The 17,781-nt window shown below is 39.3% G+C and carries 18 protein-coding genes; 12 read left to right on the top strand and 6 right to left on the bottom strand.

All coding sequences use genetic code 11. The features are described from left to right. The first annotated feature begins 9 nt into the window (after positions 1-9). From AF333_RS18490 to AF333_RS18480, 3 genes are all read left to right on the top strand, one after another. A complete protein-coding gene (locus AF333_RS18490; RefSeq protein WP_043064881.1) occupies positions 10-2,322 on the top strand; it encodes a sensor histidine kinase in 2,313 nt (770 codons plus the stop codon). Then, entirely contained in the window at positions 2,322-2,963 is a 642-nt protein-coding gene (locus tag AF333_RS18485) for a response regulator transcription factor (RefSeq protein ID WP_043064882.1), read from the top strand. The genes AF333_RS18490 and AF333_RS18485 overlap by 1 nt, the downstream gene beginning before the upstream one ends. A gap of 241 nt (positions 2,964-3,204) precedes the next feature. Beyond that, positions 3,205-3,990 (top strand): class I SAM-dependent methyltransferase, encoded by a 786-nt coding sequence (locus tag AF333_RS18480; RefSeq protein WP_043064883.1) that lies wholly within the window; start codon positions 3,205-3,207, stop codon positions 3,988-3,990. Between the two features lie 305 nt (positions 3,991-4,295). Here AF333_RS18480 and AF333_RS18475 read toward each other — a convergent pair whose 3' ends face one another. The 4 genes from AF333_RS18475 to AF333_RS35720 all read right to left on the bottom strand — a co-directional run bounded on the left by AF333_RS18475 (position 4,296) and on the right by AF333_RS35720 (position 7,419). Beyond that, positions 4,296-4,847, bottom strand: a complete 552-nt coding sequence (locus AF333_RS18475) for a GNAT family N-acetyltransferase (protein WP_043064904.1) — start codon at positions 4,845-4,847, stop codon at positions 4,296-4,298. Positions 4,848-5,305: 458 nt separating this feature from the next. Then, positions 5,306-5,548, bottom strand: coding sequence for an AbrB/MazE/SpoVT family DNA-binding domain-containing protein (locus AF333_RS18470; RefSeq protein WP_043064884.1), 243 nt, complete (start codon positions 5,546-5,548; stop codon positions 5,306-5,308). 103 nt (positions 5,549-5,651) lie between these two features. Next, a complete protein-coding gene (locus AF333_RS18465) occupies positions 5,652-7,022 on the bottom strand; it encodes a serine hydrolase (RefSeq protein ID WP_043064905.1) in 1,371 nt (456 codons plus the stop codon). A 217-nt stretch (positions 7,023-7,239) separates the two neighbouring features. Then, positions 7,240-7,419: a hypothetical protein gene (locus tag AF333_RS35720; protein WP_235496591.1), complete on the bottom strand. Its 180-nt coding sequence runs from the start codon at positions 7,417-7,419 to the stop codon at positions 7,240-7,242. A gap of 528 nt (positions 7,420-7,947) precedes the next feature. Here AF333_RS35720 and AF333_RS18460 point away from each other — a divergent pair. From AF333_RS18460 to AF333_RS35715, 5 genes are all read left to right on the top strand, one after another. After that, entirely contained in the window at positions 7,948-8,598 is a 651-nt protein-coding gene (locus AF333_RS18460) for a hypothetical protein (RefSeq protein ID WP_043064885.1), read from the top strand. Positions 8,599-8,855: 257 nt separating this feature from the next. Next, positions 8,856-9,074 (top strand): hypothetical protein, encoded by a 219-nt coding sequence (locus tag AF333_RS18455; protein WP_043064886.1) that lies wholly within the window; start codon positions 8,856-8,858, stop codon positions 9,072-9,074. Positions 9,075-9,190: 116 nt separating this feature from the next. Further along, a complete protein-coding gene (locus AF333_RS18450; RefSeq protein ID WP_043064887.1) occupies positions 9,191-9,568 on the top strand; it encodes a hypothetical protein in 378 nt (125 codons plus the stop codon). A gap of 27 nt (positions 9,569-9,595) precedes the next feature. Continuing rightward, positions 9,596-10,693, top strand: coding sequence for a C45 family autoproteolytic acyltransferase/hydolase (locus tag AF333_RS18445; RefSeq protein ID WP_052811885.1), 1,098 nt, complete (start codon positions 9,596-9,598; stop codon positions 10,691-10,693). Between the two features lie 212 nt (positions 10,694-10,905). Further along, complete coding sequence (locus AF333_RS35715; RefSeq protein ID WP_235496590.1) at positions 10,906-11,064, top strand: hypothetical protein; 159 nt, start codon at positions 10,906-10,908, stop codon at positions 11,062-11,064. An 80-nt stretch (positions 11,065-11,144) separates the two neighbouring features. Here the strand turns inward: AF333_RS35715 and AF333_RS18440 are convergent, their stop codons facing one another. Continuing rightward, positions 11,145-11,747, bottom strand: a complete 603-nt coding sequence (locus AF333_RS18440; protein WP_043064888.1) for a TetR/AcrR family transcriptional regulator — start codon at positions 11,745-11,747, stop codon at positions 11,145-11,147. Between the two features lie 180 nt (positions 11,748-11,927). Between AF333_RS18440 and cyoE the strand changes: the two genes are divergently transcribed. Both cyoE and AF333_RS18430 read left to right on the top strand, forming a co-directional pair. Next, positions 11,928-12,863: a heme o synthase gene (gene cyoE, locus AF333_RS18435; protein WP_043064889.1), complete on the top strand. Its 936-nt coding sequence runs from the start codon at positions 11,928-11,930 to the stop codon at positions 12,861-12,863. A gap of 376 nt (positions 12,864-13,239) precedes the next feature. Beyond that, positions 13,240-13,650, top strand: a complete 411-nt coding sequence (locus AF333_RS18430; RefSeq protein ID WP_043064890.1) for a hypothetical protein — start codon at positions 13,240-13,242, stop codon at positions 13,648-13,650. A gap of 152 nt (positions 13,651-13,802) precedes the next feature. On the opposite strand, the gene AF333_RS18425 is transcribed toward AF333_RS18430, so the two are convergent. Continuing rightward, positions 13,803-14,675 carry a LysR family transcriptional regulator gene (locus tag AF333_RS18425; protein ID WP_043064891.1) on the bottom strand — a complete coding sequence of 291 codons (873 nt, stop codon included), beginning with the start codon at positions 14,673-14,675 and terminating at the stop codon, positions 13,803-13,805. Positions 14,676-15,069: 394 nt separating this feature from the next. Between AF333_RS18425 and AF333_RS18420 the strand changes: the two genes are divergently transcribed. Together AF333_RS18420 and AF333_RS18415 are read left to right on the top strand one after the other, a co-directional pair. Further along, on the top strand, positions 15,070-16,197 hold the full coding sequence (locus AF333_RS18420; protein WP_043064892.1) for a C45 family autoproteolytic acyltransferase/hydolase: 1,128 nt from the start codon (positions 15,070-15,072) through the stop codon (positions 16,195-16,197). Positions 16,198-16,408: 211 nt separating this feature from the next. Further along, positions 16,409-17,638, top strand: coding sequence for an MFS transporter (locus AF333_RS18415; protein WP_043064893.1), 1,230 nt, complete (start codon positions 16,409-16,411; stop codon positions 17,636-17,638). Positions 17,639-17,781: the final 143 nt, after the last annotated feature.

Below are 17,781 nucleotides of genomic sequence, written 5' to 3'. Positions count from 1 at the left end.
GGATAACTGATGGGTACACCTCAAAAGCTTTCGCCGCTCATTACCGCGATGCTTGTCATTTTTCTTGTGCTAGCCGTATATATTCAACTGGAGACGCTTCGTCATCCCTATATCGGTGCCGTGCTTCAACGGACAGGTGAAGAATGGAAGGTAAGCGAAGTGGACCCTTCCGGCAAGGCAGCGAAAGGGCATGTGCGCCAGGGGGACCGAGTGCTGACGGTGGACGGCTTACCTGTAGACAAGAAAATGGGCGATAAGTCGAAGGCGTCTCTGGTTAGAGTCAGCACGGCAGTATTCATGCATGACGATGGTTCTGTATATGAAATAGATATCAAAACAGAAAGCAGCGATGTGCTGCAAAGTGTATTCGCCATTCTGGCGGCAGCGCTGTTACAGATCATCGGCTTGCTAGCTTACTATAAAAATCATGCTTCATCCGCGGTTCGCCAATTTTGCCTGCTGAATTACGTAATGGCTCTGGTCATTCTGACTGTATATTCTACCGAATTGCTTGTATCGGATTTGATTTTGTCATTCTGCTCTGTTTGGCTCCCTTATTTGCTGCTCTCTTTTTGCGTTTCGTTTGTGCTGCGTGCGGTGCCTGTTTTGTGGTCAAAGGCCCTCTTTTTCTTTCGTCTGGCCTGTATCCTGTTTTCTTGTTATACCATTTGGGCAGTAAGCCAGCATGAGATTCCCGACTGGATTCGAGAAACGGTACATCTCGTTTTTATAATGACGCTGCTGTTTATTTTGCTTATGATCCGGCTATATTGGAGAGCGCTGGATCGGGTGGAGAAAAATCATGCCCTAGGGCTGAGCGCCGGCCTATGCTTCAGCTTTCTGCCCTATCTGTTCCTATACGCGATCCCGGATTTACTCTGGAATGGGTACATTCTGGCCCCCGAATACGTGCTTATTGGTCTTGTGCCGCTGTCTGGCGTTTTTCTGTATATCCTGGACAAGCGCAGCATGGTGGATATGAACATCTATCTTCCCCGGCTGCTGTTTCACATCCTTTATTATGGAGGCGTCTTTCTTCTAATCGCTTTTGCCAATCGAATGGAACGTCCAGTTTGGACCGCAGTCTTATTCGGCGGCTTTGCTGTCGGGACCTTTGTGTACCAGAAAGGGCTTCGGCGATCAAGACAACATGCGGAAGGGCGCAGGGAGTGGGTAGAGCAGCAGAAGTTGAAGTTATCGATCCAGATTGCGGAGACCCAGAATATCCAAGATATTCTCAGCCTGATAAGCGACATGCTTCACCGTGTCGTAGATGTGGAAGGAGTTTGTATGGTCTGGCATGACGGGACTCGACTGGTTGTACACGGCACAGGCCGATACAAAGACATCATCGGTAATGAGCAAGACGCCCGCTGGATAGATCGCAGCTTCTGGGAAAGAGGCTTCGATTTCGAATATGTTGCCTCCATTGCCGATTACGCTGGATTTTCCTGTAAAGGATATTTGTGCATGGGTCCCAAGGGCAATTTGTCGCTGTTCTCTATGGAAGAGAAGAGATTGATCGACGAGATTGGCAGGGAGGCAGCCCGGCTATTGACCAATGCCAGACTGTTGACCAGACTACAGAAAGAATTTCAACATACAAAAGAGCAAAATGCGTTTTATGATCATCCTGTTAATGATGACATTCGGCAGATGAACCGTCTGTTAATGGAAGCTCAGCAAGCCGAGCGGGTTCGGCTCTCCTATTATCTGCATGATCGACTATTGCAGAATCTGATTTTCCTATCGAGAGATCTTGAGGAGATGGCGAATCAGGGACGAGCGGATGACAGGCAGATTGCGTCCTGGCTGAAGTGTCTCTATGAATCGCAGCAGGATATCCGGGCGCTGTGTGATGAGTTGTATCCACATATTGTAGATAAAGCCGGGCTGGAGGAGTCTCTACGCTGGTTGCTGCGGACTGTCGGGGAGAAGGGGGGACTACGTGTATCGCTTCATTATGATTGGCCGGGAGAAGCGCCGGATCCCTTGCTCAAGTCCAATCTTTTCCGAATGATCCGTGAGCTTGTCCATAATGTGCTAAAGCATGCCGAAGCCAAGCAGCTTGATGTTAGTGTCAAGCGGAAAGAGGATGAGGGAATATGCTGCACGGTAAGCGATGACGGCAGGGGCTTCGATGTAGTTGCTTTTCAGAAGGATGGCTCCCGGGAAGGCGCACATCTTGGACTTATCTCGGTCAACAGTCAGATCGGTTATCTTGGCGGAGAGATGGAGATTCATTCTTCACCAGGAGAGGGTACAAGGATTACCCTGCGGCTGCGGTCTCCGTCTTTATGTGAAAGAGGAGGGAACGTATAATGGCAACCAAAATCAAGGTTGTATTGCTTGATGATCATCCCCTTGTGATAGATGCATTGAAACATCGCCTAGAGCAGGAAGAAGATATTTGCGTAACGGGAACGTTTGCCGATCCACGCCTTTTACTAGAGCAAATACGCCGGAATAAGCCGGATGTGCTGGTGATGGATATTTCCATGCCGCATATGGACGGCTTTCAGTTGGCTGTTCTGTTAAAGAAGGAGTATGGGTCTGCTCTTAAAATCATCATGCTGTCTGGTTATACGTATGAAGAATTTTATCTGAAGGCTTATGAGATTGGCGTAAACGCCTATTTGTCCAAGCAGGCTTCTTACGTACAAATTATTAATGCGATTAGGCAGAGCCTGGCAGGTCATATGCTGGTTCCCGAACGTCTGTTCATGGCTTATGGGCAGGATAAGCTGACGCCCACGGAGCGTGAGGTGCTGGTTAGGATTTCACAAGAAATGAGCAATAAGGAGATTGCCAGAGAACTCAGCATCAGCCAACGGACAGTGGAATACCATCTAACCTCCATTCTTCAGAAAATGGGAGTTAAATCGCGAGTGGGGGCGGTTGCTAAAGGATATGAGCTGGGGATTATTGGAGCTGCCGGTTCAAATCATCCACAACAAAAATAGGTGTCAAAAATGTATTGGAGGAAATTTAAGATGAGCAAGGATAAAAATTATTTAATCGGGGGATTTTCTGTATAAGTTTAATCAACAGCATCCAAACAGAGAAAGAACAACGCCAATGGCTAGAACAATGCACATCCAAGGGGGGCCGTTCTGGGAGAGCGGTCTTTTTAGTTGCAGGAAAAATTAGAAGCATTGAAGTTTCTTTTGAGTAGATTATTTTACCTATTAGGGGGGAATTGAAATGTACATTTGGAGTCTTGAAGAATACGATGATCCTGAATTATACGATATTGAAAATACCGGCATTGAGGAGTTAGCTTTTTTACGAATGTGGTCAGATAAATTGGGAATCAAAGACAAACCGATAGTAGACCTTGCTTGTGGAACAGGGAGGATAACCATTCCCTTTGCAGAACAAGGGTATAATCTTATCGGAATAGATATTCATGAAGGAATGCTTAATCAGGCTAAAAGCAAAACTCCAGAAACAATGTCTATATGCTGGCTTCATCAGGATTGTTTGCACATGCAGGTAGATGTCCCTGTGCCATTAGCCTATATGGTTGGTCATGCTTTTCAACATTTTTTAACAAATCAACATCAAAATAAATTTCTTCAAACTTTGAGGAATGTATTAACTAAAGATGGTGTTTTTATTTTTAATACACGTTTTCCTTCGATAGAAGAACTGTTGCAACCTTCTGAGGAAGTATTTTGGAAAAGTATAACGGATTCACAAAATCGAAGATGCGATATTTATACAAAAATGTTCTTTGATATGATTAAACAAGTACAAAGCTATGTTACAATTCGGCGGTTTTATGAAAATGAGAAAATGATAGAGGAAAAAGAAACGAAGATTGATCTGCGTTATACATTTCCTCAAGAGCTAGAAAGGGTTCTTTTAATGAACGGGTTTAAAGTTCTCCATATTTATGATGGGTGGAGAGAAAAGATGCTCAGTAAGGATTGCTATACAATGGTAGTTGTTTGCCAAAAAGAACAAGGCTATATAAATTACACTTGATATTTTGACAGAGGAGTGTGGTTGGAAGGAGGAGATTCGGAAAAAAGAAGAGATTGGATGCGCCCTGCGCTTCGGCAGAAGAAAGGCAAACGTATCCTTCTAAGACCTGAAAAAAAGGCCAACCAGAAATCACTGGTTGACCTGATAATATGAAATAAAGTCTTTGACTGGCCGCTGTTTTTTTGAATTATCGTGCCCGTTAGCTTAACGCAGCTGCCAGTCTACAACTTTATTATCCAGTCTAATACTTTATTAATCTGTCTAAAACTATATTATCTCTGCACATCTCTGCCAATACGTTTTAATTATTCCAGACTGTATTCCATCTGAATGTCATATGGCTCTTTTTCAGCTAATTGCTGGTTTATTTCTATTGCATCCACACACCCTACAGACCTGTAAAATGCCACTGTTTCTTCTGCTGAATGGGAGGAAATATATAATTTTTCTGCTCCCCATTCCTTTCCTTGTTTTGCACATTGTGCAAACAGGTTTTTTCCTATTCCATAGCCTCTAAACTCATACGATGTATAGAATTCTGCTATATTCACATATTGATTACGACTTCCAAAAAAGGCATACGGTAGTGTTGCAAAAGCAATAACTTTATTTTGATAAAGAGCTACAAATACACAGCCTTCTTTTCGAATACATTCAGCGAAATGACCCATGATTAATGCATCCTTTTCCCTTTTACCCATTTCTTCGGTAAAAGGGTGCTCAATCAGTACTCTCTTATTTTCAATGACTCTCCATACTTTTCTCACTTCTTGAAAACGATTAAAATAATCTAACAATCCTTCTCTAACATCGTCCATGATTAATTGTTTGTATTGGATATCATTATTTGTATTCATTTTCTGACCACATAACATACATTTCCAACTCCTTCATCAATTCAAAAATAAATAAAGGCTAAATGTTACTATATAATTATTACGGGCGACACCTGAACAGTTACTAACAAATCCCATGCATATATTTGATTCGCAACTATATGCATGGGTAATTAGTAATGAATTTGAGTGGTGTTTACAAAAAAATGTATTTTTTTGTTTAGGTTGTATGTAAGTCTCAACCAGAAATGTTTTTTGAGTAAGATTTGTGGAGTAATTCAGTATGATCTGTTCTTTATATGGGACTTTTATTGTTTCGATTCATTGATTTATTTTTCGTGTCGTCCCTGAGAAAATTTTTCTCTCTTTGTATAATAAATTCGATTGAAAATAAAGAGAAAAGTAAAGAAGCTGAATTCCGCCCCTTATACAAGAAAAGTCTTTAGACTCTTGTTACCTAACCATTTACTATGTCTACTTTATCTAGGCGACATGTCATCAAAGCAAGAAGCACAAATTTTCTTTCCTTTATATTCAGTGACGTCTGATACAGAATTGCAGAAGATGCAGGTTGGTTTATACTTGCGCAAAACAATGCACTCCTTGTCTACAAAAATCTCTAAACCGTCTTTTTCAACGATTCCAAGCGTATGCCTTAATTCGCTGGGCAAAACGATTCTTCCAAGCATATCTAAATTCCGAATAATTCCAATTGTTTTCATTTTTTACCTCTTCTCTCTTTTGTATAATTTTATAATATAAACCATAAGCCGGTTTTATATAGTAAATAACCCATATCTCCCTCTAATGGGGAAGAATTTCCCGTTATTGAATGCGAACCGCTTTGCTGCTTTGTCCTGAACTGTAGAGAATCATGTCAGTTGCTTTGCCCGATGCGTTACGAATGAACTCGACCTGATCAAAGGTAGCTCTGGGGAAAAAACGGGTTTCCGATAAAGGAAGCAGCTCAGTCATCGAAAGCACAGGAAGCTGAAAGAATAGACGAGCCTCTTTTTGTGTAACCTCGATTTCTGCTTCCGGAGAAAGTTGATACGTTCCGGTATACTGAGAATAAACGGTTGTATCGATTTCTACCGCTGCTTCTTCCGCTGGAGGGGAGGCAGGAATTGTATAGGGTCGTTCAAATAAAATATTGTCAACTTCAGCTAGAATCATTTGTTCAAATGCAGTGTCTTGTTCTATATTATTTAAACAAATGATCGTTTTATCCGCATCAATATAGCGGATGAAGTATGTATGGTAGCCTGGCCAGCCCCCACTATGACTGACAATTCTTCCTCCTGTTTGATCCTTGGGAAGAAGCCAGCCAAAACCATAATCAAAGGTTTCCTGATTATTTAGCTTTACCGGACGGAAAGCTTCTTCCAGTGTGGTTTTCTTCACTAGCTTATCGGTATATAACGCACGATCCCAGCGAAGCATGTCGTCTACGTTAGAGCTGATCGCACCATCGCCTTGAACTCCGTCTAAAAACACAACGTAGTCTACACTCGGCACATGATCAGGAAGCTCATACGTATTCGATTCAGCAGAATAAACATGTCCATAAGCATAGTCTTCAATTATTTCACGCGAATACCGGCGGTTATATACACGGGTGTGCTGCATCCCTAGAGGCTGGAAAATCTCGGTTTGTAAGAAGTCAGCATAACTCATACCTGATACCCTTTCGGTAAGCAAAGCAAGCAGAATATAACCGGTATTGCCATACTCCCACTGTTCATTCGGTTGAAAACGAACAGGAGGCTGGTATTTCTTTAGCATGTCTAGTACATCCTTGTTTGTAACAAATTTCGAACGATCCCCTTGCTTCAAAAAGAAAGACATATAATCTGGAAGGCCGGATGTATGCTGTAGCAAATGGCGAATGGTGATTCCAGGGTATGGTAGCTCAGGTATGTAGTTCTTGACCGGATCATCATAAGAAAGCTTTCCTTGTTCTTGAAGAATGATTACACCCATTGCTGTAAAAGCTTTAGAGACAGAAGCTAAATCAAAGATGGAGTGGGATGTTAACTTTCGCTCTGTTTTAAAATCTGCGAATCCAAACGCTTCCTTGTAGATAATTTCTCCTTTTTCCGCAACCAATATCGTTCCGTTAAACTGCTTTTTCTCTGCTAACGTTGAAAATAAATTGTCAAGATTATCTTGTTTTGTTTTCCTGTTGGTGTTCATAAGAATACCCCTTTCTTTTTCACTTACGAATAAGTAATCAGATAAACCTTGTTTTTTGCAGAATCGATCTTTCAATTTCTTGCCACCTATAAACCGAACGGTCGGTCTATAAAAGGATACCACAGTTATTCTCTATAATGGAAGAACAAATTTTAATCTCTTGTTTTCGGTGACCATCATTATCGATACATATGCTCCTTATACGCTACTATATAAATTACACTTGATAGTTTGACAGGGTAGCGTGGTTGGAGGTGGGAGAGTGAGAGAAAGAAGAGGGTGGATGCGCCCTGCGCCCCAGCAGAAAAAAGGCAAACGTATCTTTTTCCAACTGCTCCCGCCCACTGCCCTTCCTTCTTTTCTCCCCTTTCACCACAAGAATTTGTCGATGTATCAAATCAGATGTATATAACATCAAAATGGAGGACTACGAATGAAAAAATACAAGGAATCAGCGCTGTTTGAGCATCGTTGTTTATTGCCTATCAAATCGAGTTTTTGTACCTTGTAGATAGCGGGGCAACTTTCACAATAAAAAGACCAACATAGGTTGGCAATGAAAAGAAGGTGGCTGAGCTGTCTGTTTTTGAAGAACGATATGAGAAGAAACTATAACGCATGAAACGCCTAGAGGAAAAATAAACGAGCAATCAAAAGGAATCAAAAGTGATTTGTGTATCTTGATGGATTGAAATACAAATGAGAAAGTGAATTCACGGCTATGTACATGATTATTTCATAAAAATTTTTTGGAAAAACGAGAAAGATATTTTGGAATTATACGTTATAGCTAATGAGTAAGCAAAAAGGGAAAAGCTGCGCAGCATCCTTTTTAGAGTGGGAGGATAACCATTCAGAGCTGATTAAACTAATTTAACTATATGGTAAGGCTAAATATAATATAAATGAGAGAGGGAATAAGACCATGAAAAAAATAGCAACTGCATTTTTAGCGATCAGTTTATTGGCTACGACGCCCGTCTTCGCGGCTGAACAAAAAAGTAATCAAAATCAACAACAAAAAGATGAAACGGTAGTATCCCAGATTCCTCAATCTAAATTACCAAAAACAGTTCAAGCATCTTTGGATAAAGTCTATAGCCTTTTACCGGAAGCGAAGAACCTTAAGCTTTATGATTCCAAAATGTATTCCTCCAACATAAAAGGAAAAGAACAGCCAAAAAAATATACGCTTGGTTTTAATAAGAGTGGAAAAAGAGAGGAAAGAAAGATAAAGGATAAAGAATTCATCATAGAGTTTGATGAAACAGGTAAAATTCTACATTTTACCTTTGAAAAATTATCTTTAGTCAATCTTGAAGGAAACACAAGAGAGAAGAAAGCCCAAGACCTGTTGAAACGGTTATATGGAAAAGAAGCGAATGAATACAAAATAAAGAAAGTATATGAAATTTCAAAGGATAACCCAAATTACAAAGGCAATGAGGATTCAATGAGGGGAACTATTTTGTTTATGCCTACATCCCCTGAAAAAGAACCGGTTTTTATCCTTTTTAATAATAAAAATGAGTTTACTTCGTTTAAAGTTTCTACACGAGATATTTTTAAGATGTAGGACTTTCACGATACAAAAAAGTCGTTCTAACTGGAACGGCTTTTTGCCTTGTAGAAAAAAGTGGCATAGAAATGACATGGTTTTGGCCAAAGATTGACACGCATAGGGGTATTATAACAATAGTGTCAGAAAATAAGCGAAGAGTCCATTCAAAAGGGAGTATTTTTTTATGAAATATTGGTTTATATTTAAATATTTACCATGATGAAATCGTCTAAATATAATAGTAAGGCTAAATATAAAAAGAGAGGGAACATTTGAACCAATACTCCTTTGGGTTTAATGAGAGTGGAAAAGTAGAGGAGGAAAAAACAAACGATAAAGAGTTTGCCATAACCTTTGATCAAACAGGTAAAGTTCGATATTTTTTCTTCGAAAAAATACCTTTAGTCGATCTTGAAGGAAACACAAAAGAGGAAAAAGCTCAAGACCTTCTAAAACGGCTATACGGGGAAGAGGCGGGGTTGGGCTGTTAACCGCGCTCGTACCTACCTCTGTCGTCTTGCTAACCGTGGGGACATTATTTGCGAAAAACATTTATCAACCTTTAGCCAAATCAAATAGCGAGACTCACATAGCTAAGGTGGCGAAAATGACGGTTCCAGTAGTTGCGTTTATTTCACTTTACTTTGTCCTCAATGGAGGCAATGCATTGTACGCCTTGTTGCTGATGTCGTTTAGTCTAATCACTCAATTGTTTCCAGCACTATTATTCAGTTTGCTACCGAACAACCGGATCAACAAATATGGGGCAGCTTTGGGAATTCTTGCCGGCGTAACAACCGTTACCTATTTGACGCTTACTAAGACGACGATTGGTACGCTGTTTCCCGATTTACCACAAGCGGTGAAGGATTTTAATAATGGATTTATCGCCCTTTTCGTGAATCTACTGGTTGCTTTGCTGATTAGCCTGCTTACACACAGAAGCGTTGCCAAAAAACAAAACTTCTCATCCTATAATTGTTAGAATAATCTTATTACGATGGAGGCTATCATGATATCATTTCCACATTTTCGTGTGAGTGGCTCCGCGTTTGAACGCGGGAAGCAACTCGGCCAACTGGCCAAACAACAGATCGTTCATAATATCGAGACGTACAAAGCTCTATTTTTAGAGATGGCACAAGTAAAATGGGAGGCGGCCCGTGCACATTCCGTCCAATACATCCCCTGGATCGAACGCTATGACGTCGAGATTCTGGAAGAGATTAAGGGAATCAGTGAGGGGGCAGAGCAAGATCTGCTCGATCTGATCGTGCTCAATGCCCGTAGTGAGATTATTACCAATCTAGCAGGAGTCGATATACCGTCGGACGGATGTACCAGTATGGCAGCTGTGCCTGAGATGACAAAGAGTAAAGAAATGCTGCTCGGCCAAAACTGGGATTGGAACAATCGGGTCAAACCAGGGATGATTGTTCTAGAAATCAATCAAGCTCCGCGCCCGACCATCTTGATGGTAACGGAAGCGGGAATTGTAGGCAAAATCGGTATGAACAGTGAAGGTGTTGGCGTCTGCCTGAATTTCCTCGGAACGTCGGAGCGGGAAATCGGTGTACCAATTCATGTCGTGCTCCGTGGGATTTTAAACAGCAAAACACTTCCGCAAGCGGTTGGACAGGTAGCGCGTCTAACGAGAGGCACCTCTGCCAATTACCTGATCGCCCATAAGGAAGGGGAAGCCCTGAATGTAGAAACGACGCCTACCAATTATGATGTCCTCTACCCTAACAAAGGCTGGTTGGTTCATGCTAATCATTTTATTGGGCCGCGTAAGGTAATGATTCAGGATACGGCAAGAATAGTTTCACCCGATACACATCTACGTCAGGGACGAGCTAGCAAACAATTGGGTAGTTACGGGAAGGGCATTGATGCGAAGGCTTTCAAGCGAATTTTTCGCGATCATGGTGGGAGTCCAGACGGCATTTGTAGGCATGGGGAAGTACTTGCTCCCGATCTTGGTCGCCCACTGATTTCCAGTACAGTGTTCTCCATTATTATGAACATGTCTCAAGGAACATTTGAGTTAGCTGTTGGTCAACCGTGTAAAACCCCTTATAAAATATACGGATTCACTTTGGAGGAGTAAAGAGTTCGGACTGAACAGTTTTTCTCTTGATCCCCCCTTTAGTGGGGAGATTCTCACAGGGGCAAAATATCATTTCGTGTAACGAGTTTATACAACAATGAGGCTACCAGAAGAATTTTACTGGATTGAAATCTGGTTTACAACTAACACTGAGGTTAAACAGTTCACTGGAGGTTCTATATACATCTGATTTGATACATTGACAAATTCTTGTGGTGAGAGGGAAGAAAAGAAGGAAGGGCGGTGGGCGGGAGCGGTTGGAAAAAGACACGTTTACCTTTCTTCTGCTGGAGCGCAAGGCGCATCCAGCCTCTTCTTTTTCTGAACCGCCTCCTTCCAACCACGCTACCCTGTCAAACTATCAAGTGTAATTTATATATACATGTGTTTTAATCAAATTTTTTTACAAACATTAAATATCAAATAGCAAAAGTTGAATCTAATCTTTATATCAGTGGGGATAGAGCATTTTTTTCAGCGCTTTTCCATATAAATTAGGGGGGATATTGTCTTCGGTAATATAATAAAATATGGCCATGCCGTTTTCTAATGATAGAATTGTCCAGGCTAGTTCCTCAGCAGATAGAGCAGACTCATAACCAGTTTCCAGCATCATTTTCTCAATAATTTTAGAAATTTTTTCTACTGATTCCAATATAAGAGTAGTCCATTTCTGGTGTACTGATTCATTTCGCATTGCATATAAGAGAAATTCCATGCTAAGTATGCTCCATGCACGGCTTTTTTGTCTAACTAAACAGAAATAATCATTCATATTTTCGATAAAACGATCGAATGACTGGTACTCGCCCCACATTTCATTAATGAGGTCTATATGTGATTGAATCTGTTGTTTTAATAAAGCCAGAAACAACTCTTCTTTGGATTTAAAATGAGCATAAACAGCTCCTTTGCTAAATCCAGCAAACTCCGCAATTTTATCAACAGAGGCTCCATGAAAACCCAGTTGAGCAAAGGTTTCTGCAGCTGATTCCAGAAGCATTTGTCGTGTTTCCTGTTTACGCTCCTCTTGAGTTAATCTTCGTCTGACCACTATCGTTCCTCCCTTTCTTGACAATTATAACATATGGTATTAATATACCATCTATAATATAAATACCGATTAGTATATAAATTCTATATGGTATTTCTATTATTAGGTTAATAAAAAAGTTAGGCTAAAAGATATTTGATGAATTTTAAATTAAATAAGGAAAAAGAAAAGGGGAGAGCAATGCAAAGTAATCTAAAAATAGATAAAAGTATTCAAAAAACGATCCCGAAACAGACTTTGGCAAAAGTCTTGGCAGAAACTTTTAAGATAGGTATTATTAAATCAAATTTGATCGCCATGTTTGCAGGATTGACACTGGCCTTATATACAAATCACATTAGTCCTCTGGAGAAACTTCCGGAAATTATATTTACCACTATTGGATCGGCTCTTGTGATTGGTGCAGCAGGTGCTTTTAATAACTGGTATGATCGCGACATTGATTCCATTATGATTCGAACAAAAAATCGACCAACTGTAACAGGTGCAATTCAGTCAAAGACTACGCTGTTTCTTGGTGTCTCAATGGCTTTGCTTGGACTCACAGCCCTTGTCATAGCAACACCCCTCGCTGCATTGTTTGGTTTTCTCGGTTTATTTTTCTATGTGTTTCCATACACAATATGGTTTAAACGTCGAACGATTTACAATACTGAGATTGGAAGTATCTCTGGAGCTATGCCGCCCCTTATAGGTTGGGCAGCCATTACTTCAGATTTGGTGCATCCTGGATTTTTCGGGCTTTATGCGGTTACAATCCTCTGGCAAATGCCTCACTTTTATGCGATCGCTATTCGTAAGCACGATGAGTATAAGGCAGCAAAAGTTCCAATGCTTCCAGTAATCAAAGGTTTTAAACGAACCTATATACAAACCAACATATATTTAATCGCTTTAATTGCTGCAAGCTTTCTTTTTGTTTCTTTAAGTATCAGTATTTTGTTAGTGGCACTTCTTTTAAGTGTAGTATGGCTGACCTTAAGTATTGTCGGCTATAAAAAAATGACTCCTGAAAAATGGGCGAAAGCGATGTTTATTTTTTCTCTCAACCATATAACCATTTTATTTGCTACTATCATTTTTTACTCTTTATTAGCACCTTTTTTTAAATTGTAAAACGACGCCTTAACTTATGAGGTCGGCTCCATAGCCATCAAGTTAAGAACATGGCATAAAAAGGCAAAAAAATGACCATCCTTATTCAGTATGAATCTGAAAATGAAAGGATGGTCTTTCCTTTGTCATTACCTACATTATCTCCTCAAAAAATAGATTGGATACCCTTTTTACATACGTTTAAACAGATTTTTTCTTCTGAACATCTAAACGAAATCGCTGTACAACCAGGAGATTTACTGTTTCATGATTCTCATTAGATGGGCTAAAATCCATTCATGAACAAGGTGGTTATTATATTTCCAGGGTCAAGCATAACGTCAAAATATACCTTACCAAAGAGCGATCAGAAGAGCCGAAATGTGCAGAGGATTTCATGAAAGACTTGGCACCTGGAGAAACCGTGGAAGTACATCATGTATATATCAGTCAAAAGAGAACTTCGCAACCACGCCTCATTCTTTATCGTTTAACGGAAAAACAAGAAAGAGGCAGAGAAGAAAAGTGGAACCAACGACGAAAAAAGATAAAACACACCTCCAAACATCGCCAAACGCATCCAATTTACGCTTATATCACAAACACATCCGTTAAAGAGGTAGCAAAAGAAGCTGTATATCTTGTGAAAGAAGTGTTAGCCAATATTTATATTCACTTGTTTAAAACGCACAAAAAAATCACGGCCTTTTTTGATGGTCTGTATGATCTCATAAGGAAAAATGGTAAAAAATCAAAGAGATGTAATAAGAAGAGTCCCTTTGATATGCTGGAAGCTTTGCCAGGTTGATTCCTGATCGGTTGGTTGATAGCGAATTTTAAAAAGGATAATAAGGGGGCTTCTTTGGCATGGAAAAAAATCATGATTGTAGATAAGGAATGGATAAAAGGTTCAAAAGCTGAAAGCTTTTGAACCTTAACTTGATGGCTATAGAGGGAGGGTTAAAACTTCTCATTTAAATCTAATGAATGGATATAGTCTATAAACTTACGAACGGTAGCCAATTGTAATGATGATTCTGTATAGAATATCCAGGTATTCAGCGTTATTAATTGTCCACTTTCTAACATTAAATCTATAGTATACATTCGATCGTCTGGATTTAAAAAAATAGATGGAATAATGGCATATCCTAATCCTCTCCTTGCCATTTCTTTACAAGTCTCATAATTGTCAACCTGCATTGTAATAAGAGGAGGTCGATTAAACTTCTCGTTCCACCAATGATTTATTTGTTCGTCTAAGGAAGAATACAATTTGTAGTTAATTCTAGGTATTTTAGGTAAATCATTTATATTCATTTTGTCTTTTGAAATGATACAGATGTTTTCCTTCTTTAATAAATATTTTGGTCCTGACCATTTGTAATCGCCTCTGACGATTCCGAGATGTATTTTTTCATTTTGTAATAACTTAAATATCTCATCACTTAAACCTGTGTCAACGTTCGGATTTACTTTAGGGTACATATTTAAAAAATTTAGTAGGATGGTTGGAAGTTGATAATAGGCAATAACCCTTGAAACACCAATTCTTAGCGTACCTTGAACTTCATTTCCCATATTTAACAAATAGTCTTTTGTTTTACGCCATTCCCATAAAGAATGTTTTGCACGATGGATTAAATATTCACCTTCTGGAGTAATTGTAATTTTATTTCCGTTTTTTATAGTAATATGTACTCCGAATTTTTTCTCTATTTGTCTAAGTCTATATAGCAATGCTGCTGGTGTAATATATAGATGTTCTGCTGCTTTCGTTATATTTTTCTCTTCAAAAAGATATTGCAATAGTAAACAATCTCTCTCATCCATCTACGCCTCATCCTTATTCATGAATATTTACCCCACCTTAAAGGGGTGTGATGCTTACGCTACATAAAAATTCACTTTATAACATAGTATATCATTTCATATTTGTTGATGACCCATTCTGGATTTTACTCGTTACGTCATACGTTGAACAACATTTAAAAAATTTAAATGAGTTTTGAAAAAACGTTAAATTTACTTAAATAATTGTCTGGTGATACAATTCAAATAATGATTATATTCTCACATTTTCAGAAGTACCTTTGCATGTGCCATTTTCTAATCATGATATAACGCTCAGCATATCGGTGGAAAAAGGGTCATTTTTAAATTAGGAAATAGCACAAAACGAAAGATGATTTTCATGAAGTTAATGGAGAGGAGAAAAGAAAATAGCATGTTGCAACAGAAAAAAGCTACAACAGGTAATCGCTCAACAAAAACGTTTCCATTTTATCGTTTTAGTGGGACACATCGCCAAATCGGTCAACAATATGGGGAGGCATGTTCAAAGCTGATTAAGAAGCATCTTGACTATGTGCTTGAACGATTGCAATCCAAGGCGAATATTTCGCACATTCAGGTCATTGAGGAGGCAGCTTTAAAATATCGTTCCTATGTCAAACAGTTTACCCCATTTCTTGATGAAGAGATTCAGGGAGTAGCCGAAGGAGCAGGAATATCACTGGGAGAAGCCTACCTGCTCCAAATAAGAGCAGAGGTAAATCGTGATTTTCGAGCAGTCAATGAATGTACCACTTTTGCTGCTATGGAGGAAGCGACTTCAGATGGGGTACCGCTGATCGGACAAAATGCCGATCTGCCTGCTTTTTATTCAGAGCTTGGTGTGATTATAGAGTTTGTACCTAATGACGGCCCTGCATGTCTTATGCTTACTCCAGCGGGTCAGATTTCATATATCGGGATTAATAATGCAGGACTTGGGGTATTTGCTAATTTCCTTACTTGTGATAATTGGAGAGTAGGATTCCCTCGCTATCTGTTTTCTCGATTGGTTTTAACGTGTGGCTCTGTAAACGAGGCTGTTGTAGCTATACGAAATCTCCATAGAGCTTCTTCAAGAAATCTTATTATGTTAGATAAACATGGTGTATCTGCTGTACTAGAGAATACACCAAGCAGGGATGCACTTGTAACGCCGGTCAATGGTCTGCTTGCTCATTCGAATCACTATACTGCGGAAAGCTTACTAAATGAGGAAAGATTGAGTGGAGTAGAATTAGAGAATTCTCAGGTTCGACTCCATCGTATGCATACTTTGTTAGAAGAAAATCACGGAAAACTAAATGTACATGTTATGCAAGATATACTACGGGATCGCGAGAATTATCCGCACTGTTTATGTCAGATGCCAGGAGATGAAGCGAAGCAATCTCCTGGGGACAATGGAGCAGATATTATCACTTTTGCATCTGTGATTGCTCAACCTACCAAGGGACAACTTTGGATAGCAATTGGACCACCAAATCAATATGAGTATAAGTGTTATACATTCTCTTCCTAAAGAATAAAAAATGAATTTGTGACATGTTGGTATTAGATTCTCTTACTATTTTGATAGGTTGGTAAGTAACGAGTGGGTACTCCCATGCCCACTTGTTACGATTCAAATGTTGATGTTATCAGGATTTGAAAAGGTTTTCAAAAGAAGATAGTTAACAACATGTATAGATGTATCAATTTAATACCCTACGTAGAAACGGAAGTGAATAAGGATGGAACGTGTGAAGAATAAAAATAAGTATTTAATTCTTGGACTCTTATGTCTTGCCTGGTTTGTTGGTTATTTGGATCGAGTATCTATGAGCATTGCTATTATACCCATTACGAAAGATTTCAATCTAAGTCCAACACAAGTAGGGCTTGTGCTAAGTAGCTTCTTTATCGGTTATGCATTCATGCAGCCAATTGGAGGTTGGTTGGCTGACAAATTCGGATCAAAGAGAATATTAATTATGGCTATCATCCTTTGGTCTTTATTTACTGCTCTAACGGGAATTGCATGGTCCTTTATTTCGTTAATCGTGATTCGTATTTTATTTGGAATCGGGGAAGGTAGCTTTCCCCCTGCAAGTTCAGTGGCTATTGCAGAACATTTTCCTAAGACAGAAAGAGCTAGAGCCAAGACACTCTTGTTATCATCTACTTCTATTGGAAGTGCTGTGGGGGCACTTGTTGTTGCTGCGGTAGTGACTTCTTATGGCTGGAGAAGCATGTTTATCTTTCTTGGCTTCATTGGAGTTGTGATTTCTATACTATTTTGGCTTTACGTCCGACCATCTACACAAGAGAGAGAAAATAGCAAGAAACAAACCGCAAACAAAGTATCAGTCAAACAACTACTAAAAATACCAACTATGCAAAAATTGGTTATTATATTTTTTGGGATAACCATTGCAGGTTGGGGGCTCAACAGTTGGATGCCTTCTTATTTTGTAAATGTTCGGCATATGGATTTAATTTCCGCGGGTCTTTCCACAGCAATTGCGCCCCTTATGGGTTTTGTTACCTCGATTGCGAGTGGTTGGATTCTTGATAAGTTTATGGTGGGGCGTGAAAAGTATTTAATCATTATTGGAGCCTCTTTAGCTGCATTATTTTTATATTTAATGTTTAATACTCCATCTGTTGTACTTGCTGTAACATATATGACATTGTGCAAGATGTCCATGAATCTTGTAGAATCAACTGTTTTCGTACTACCCCTTAAAAATTTACCAGAGGAATTCATCGGAACGGGGACTGGTTTAATTAATTTTGGTGGTCAGATTGGATCCACGATATCTCCTACAGTAATTGGTTTCTTAATTAGTATGTTCAATGGTTCGTACAATGCTGCTTTCTGGTTTTTGATTGCTTTATTGACTTTATCTACAATTGTCGGCATAACGCTTCGTTCTGATAAAAAATCGTTAGAGTCGATAAAAGATAAGGCTACAGCATAACAATGCTGATATTTGAAAACTAGGTATAATGCACATTAAACTGACTGAATTGAATGAATATATATTGTGAAAACCTTAGCTAGTTGATGTTCAAAAGATGATTTGGTAAAGATATATTACAACTCATGGTGTTTATGAGCTAT

Origin of the sequence: Aneurinibacillus migulanus (assembly GCF_001274715.1) — a bacterium.
Taxonomy (GTDB): domain Bacteria; phylum Bacillota; class Bacilli; order Aneurinibacillales; family Aneurinibacillaceae; genus Aneurinibacillus; species Aneurinibacillus migulanus.
The sequence above is the reverse complement of the archived record's forward strand: the minus strand, read 5'-3'. Positions and strand labels throughout refer to the sequence as shown.

Bases quoted from the DNA above. Each gene is read 5' to 3' on its own strand.
- AF333_RS18490 (WP_043064881.1), top strand. From the start codon at position 10: ATGGGTACACCTCAAAAGCTTTCGCCGCTCATTACCGCGATGCTTGTC.
- AF333_RS18485 (WP_043064882.1), top strand. From the start codon at position 2,322: ATGGCAACCAAAATCAAGGTTGTATTGCTTGATGATCATCCCCTTGTG.
- AF333_RS18480 (WP_043064883.1), top strand. From the start codon at position 3,205: ATGTACATTTGGAGTCTTGAAGAATACGATGATCCTGAATTATACGAT.
- AF333_RS18475 (WP_043064904.1), bottom strand. From the start codon at position 4,847: ATGAATACAAATAATGATATCCAATACAAACAATTAATCATGGACGAT.
- AF333_RS18470 (WP_043064884.1), bottom strand. From the start codon at position 5,548: ATGAAAACAATTGGAATTATTCGGAATTTAGATATGCTTGGAAGAATC.
- AF333_RS18465 (WP_043064905.1), bottom strand. From the start codon at position 7,022: ATGAACACCAACAGGAAAACAAAACAAGATAATCTTGACAATTTATTT.
- AF333_RS18460 (WP_043064885.1), top strand. From the start codon at position 7,948: ATGAAAAAAATAGCAACTGCATTTTTAGCGATCAGTTTATTGGCTACG.
- AF333_RS18450 (WP_043064887.1), top strand. From the start codon at position 9,191: ATGACGGTTCCAGTAGTTGCGTTTATTTCACTTTACTTTGTCCTCAAT.
- AF333_RS18445 (WP_052811885.1), top strand. From the start codon at position 9,596: ATGATATCATTTCCACATTTTCGTGTGAGTGGCTCCGCGTTTGAACGC.
- cyoE (WP_043064889.1), top strand. From the start codon at position 11,928: ATGCAAAGTAATCTAAAAATAGATAAAAGTATTCAAAAAACGATCCCG.
- AF333_RS18430 (WP_043064890.1), top strand. From the start codon at position 13,240: ATGAAAGACTTGGCACCTGGAGAAACCGTGGAAGTACATCATGTATAT.
- AF333_RS18425 (WP_043064891.1), bottom strand. From the start codon at position 14,675: ATGGATGAGAGAGATTGTTTACTATTGCAATATCTTTTTGAAGAGAAA.
- AF333_RS18420 (WP_043064892.1), top strand. From the start codon at position 15,070: ATGTTGCAACAGAAAAAAGCTACAACAGGTAATCGCTCAACAAAAACG.
- AF333_RS18415 (WP_043064893.1), top strand. From the start codon at position 16,409: ATGGAACGTGTGAAGAATAAAAATAAGTATTTAATTCTTGGACTCTTA.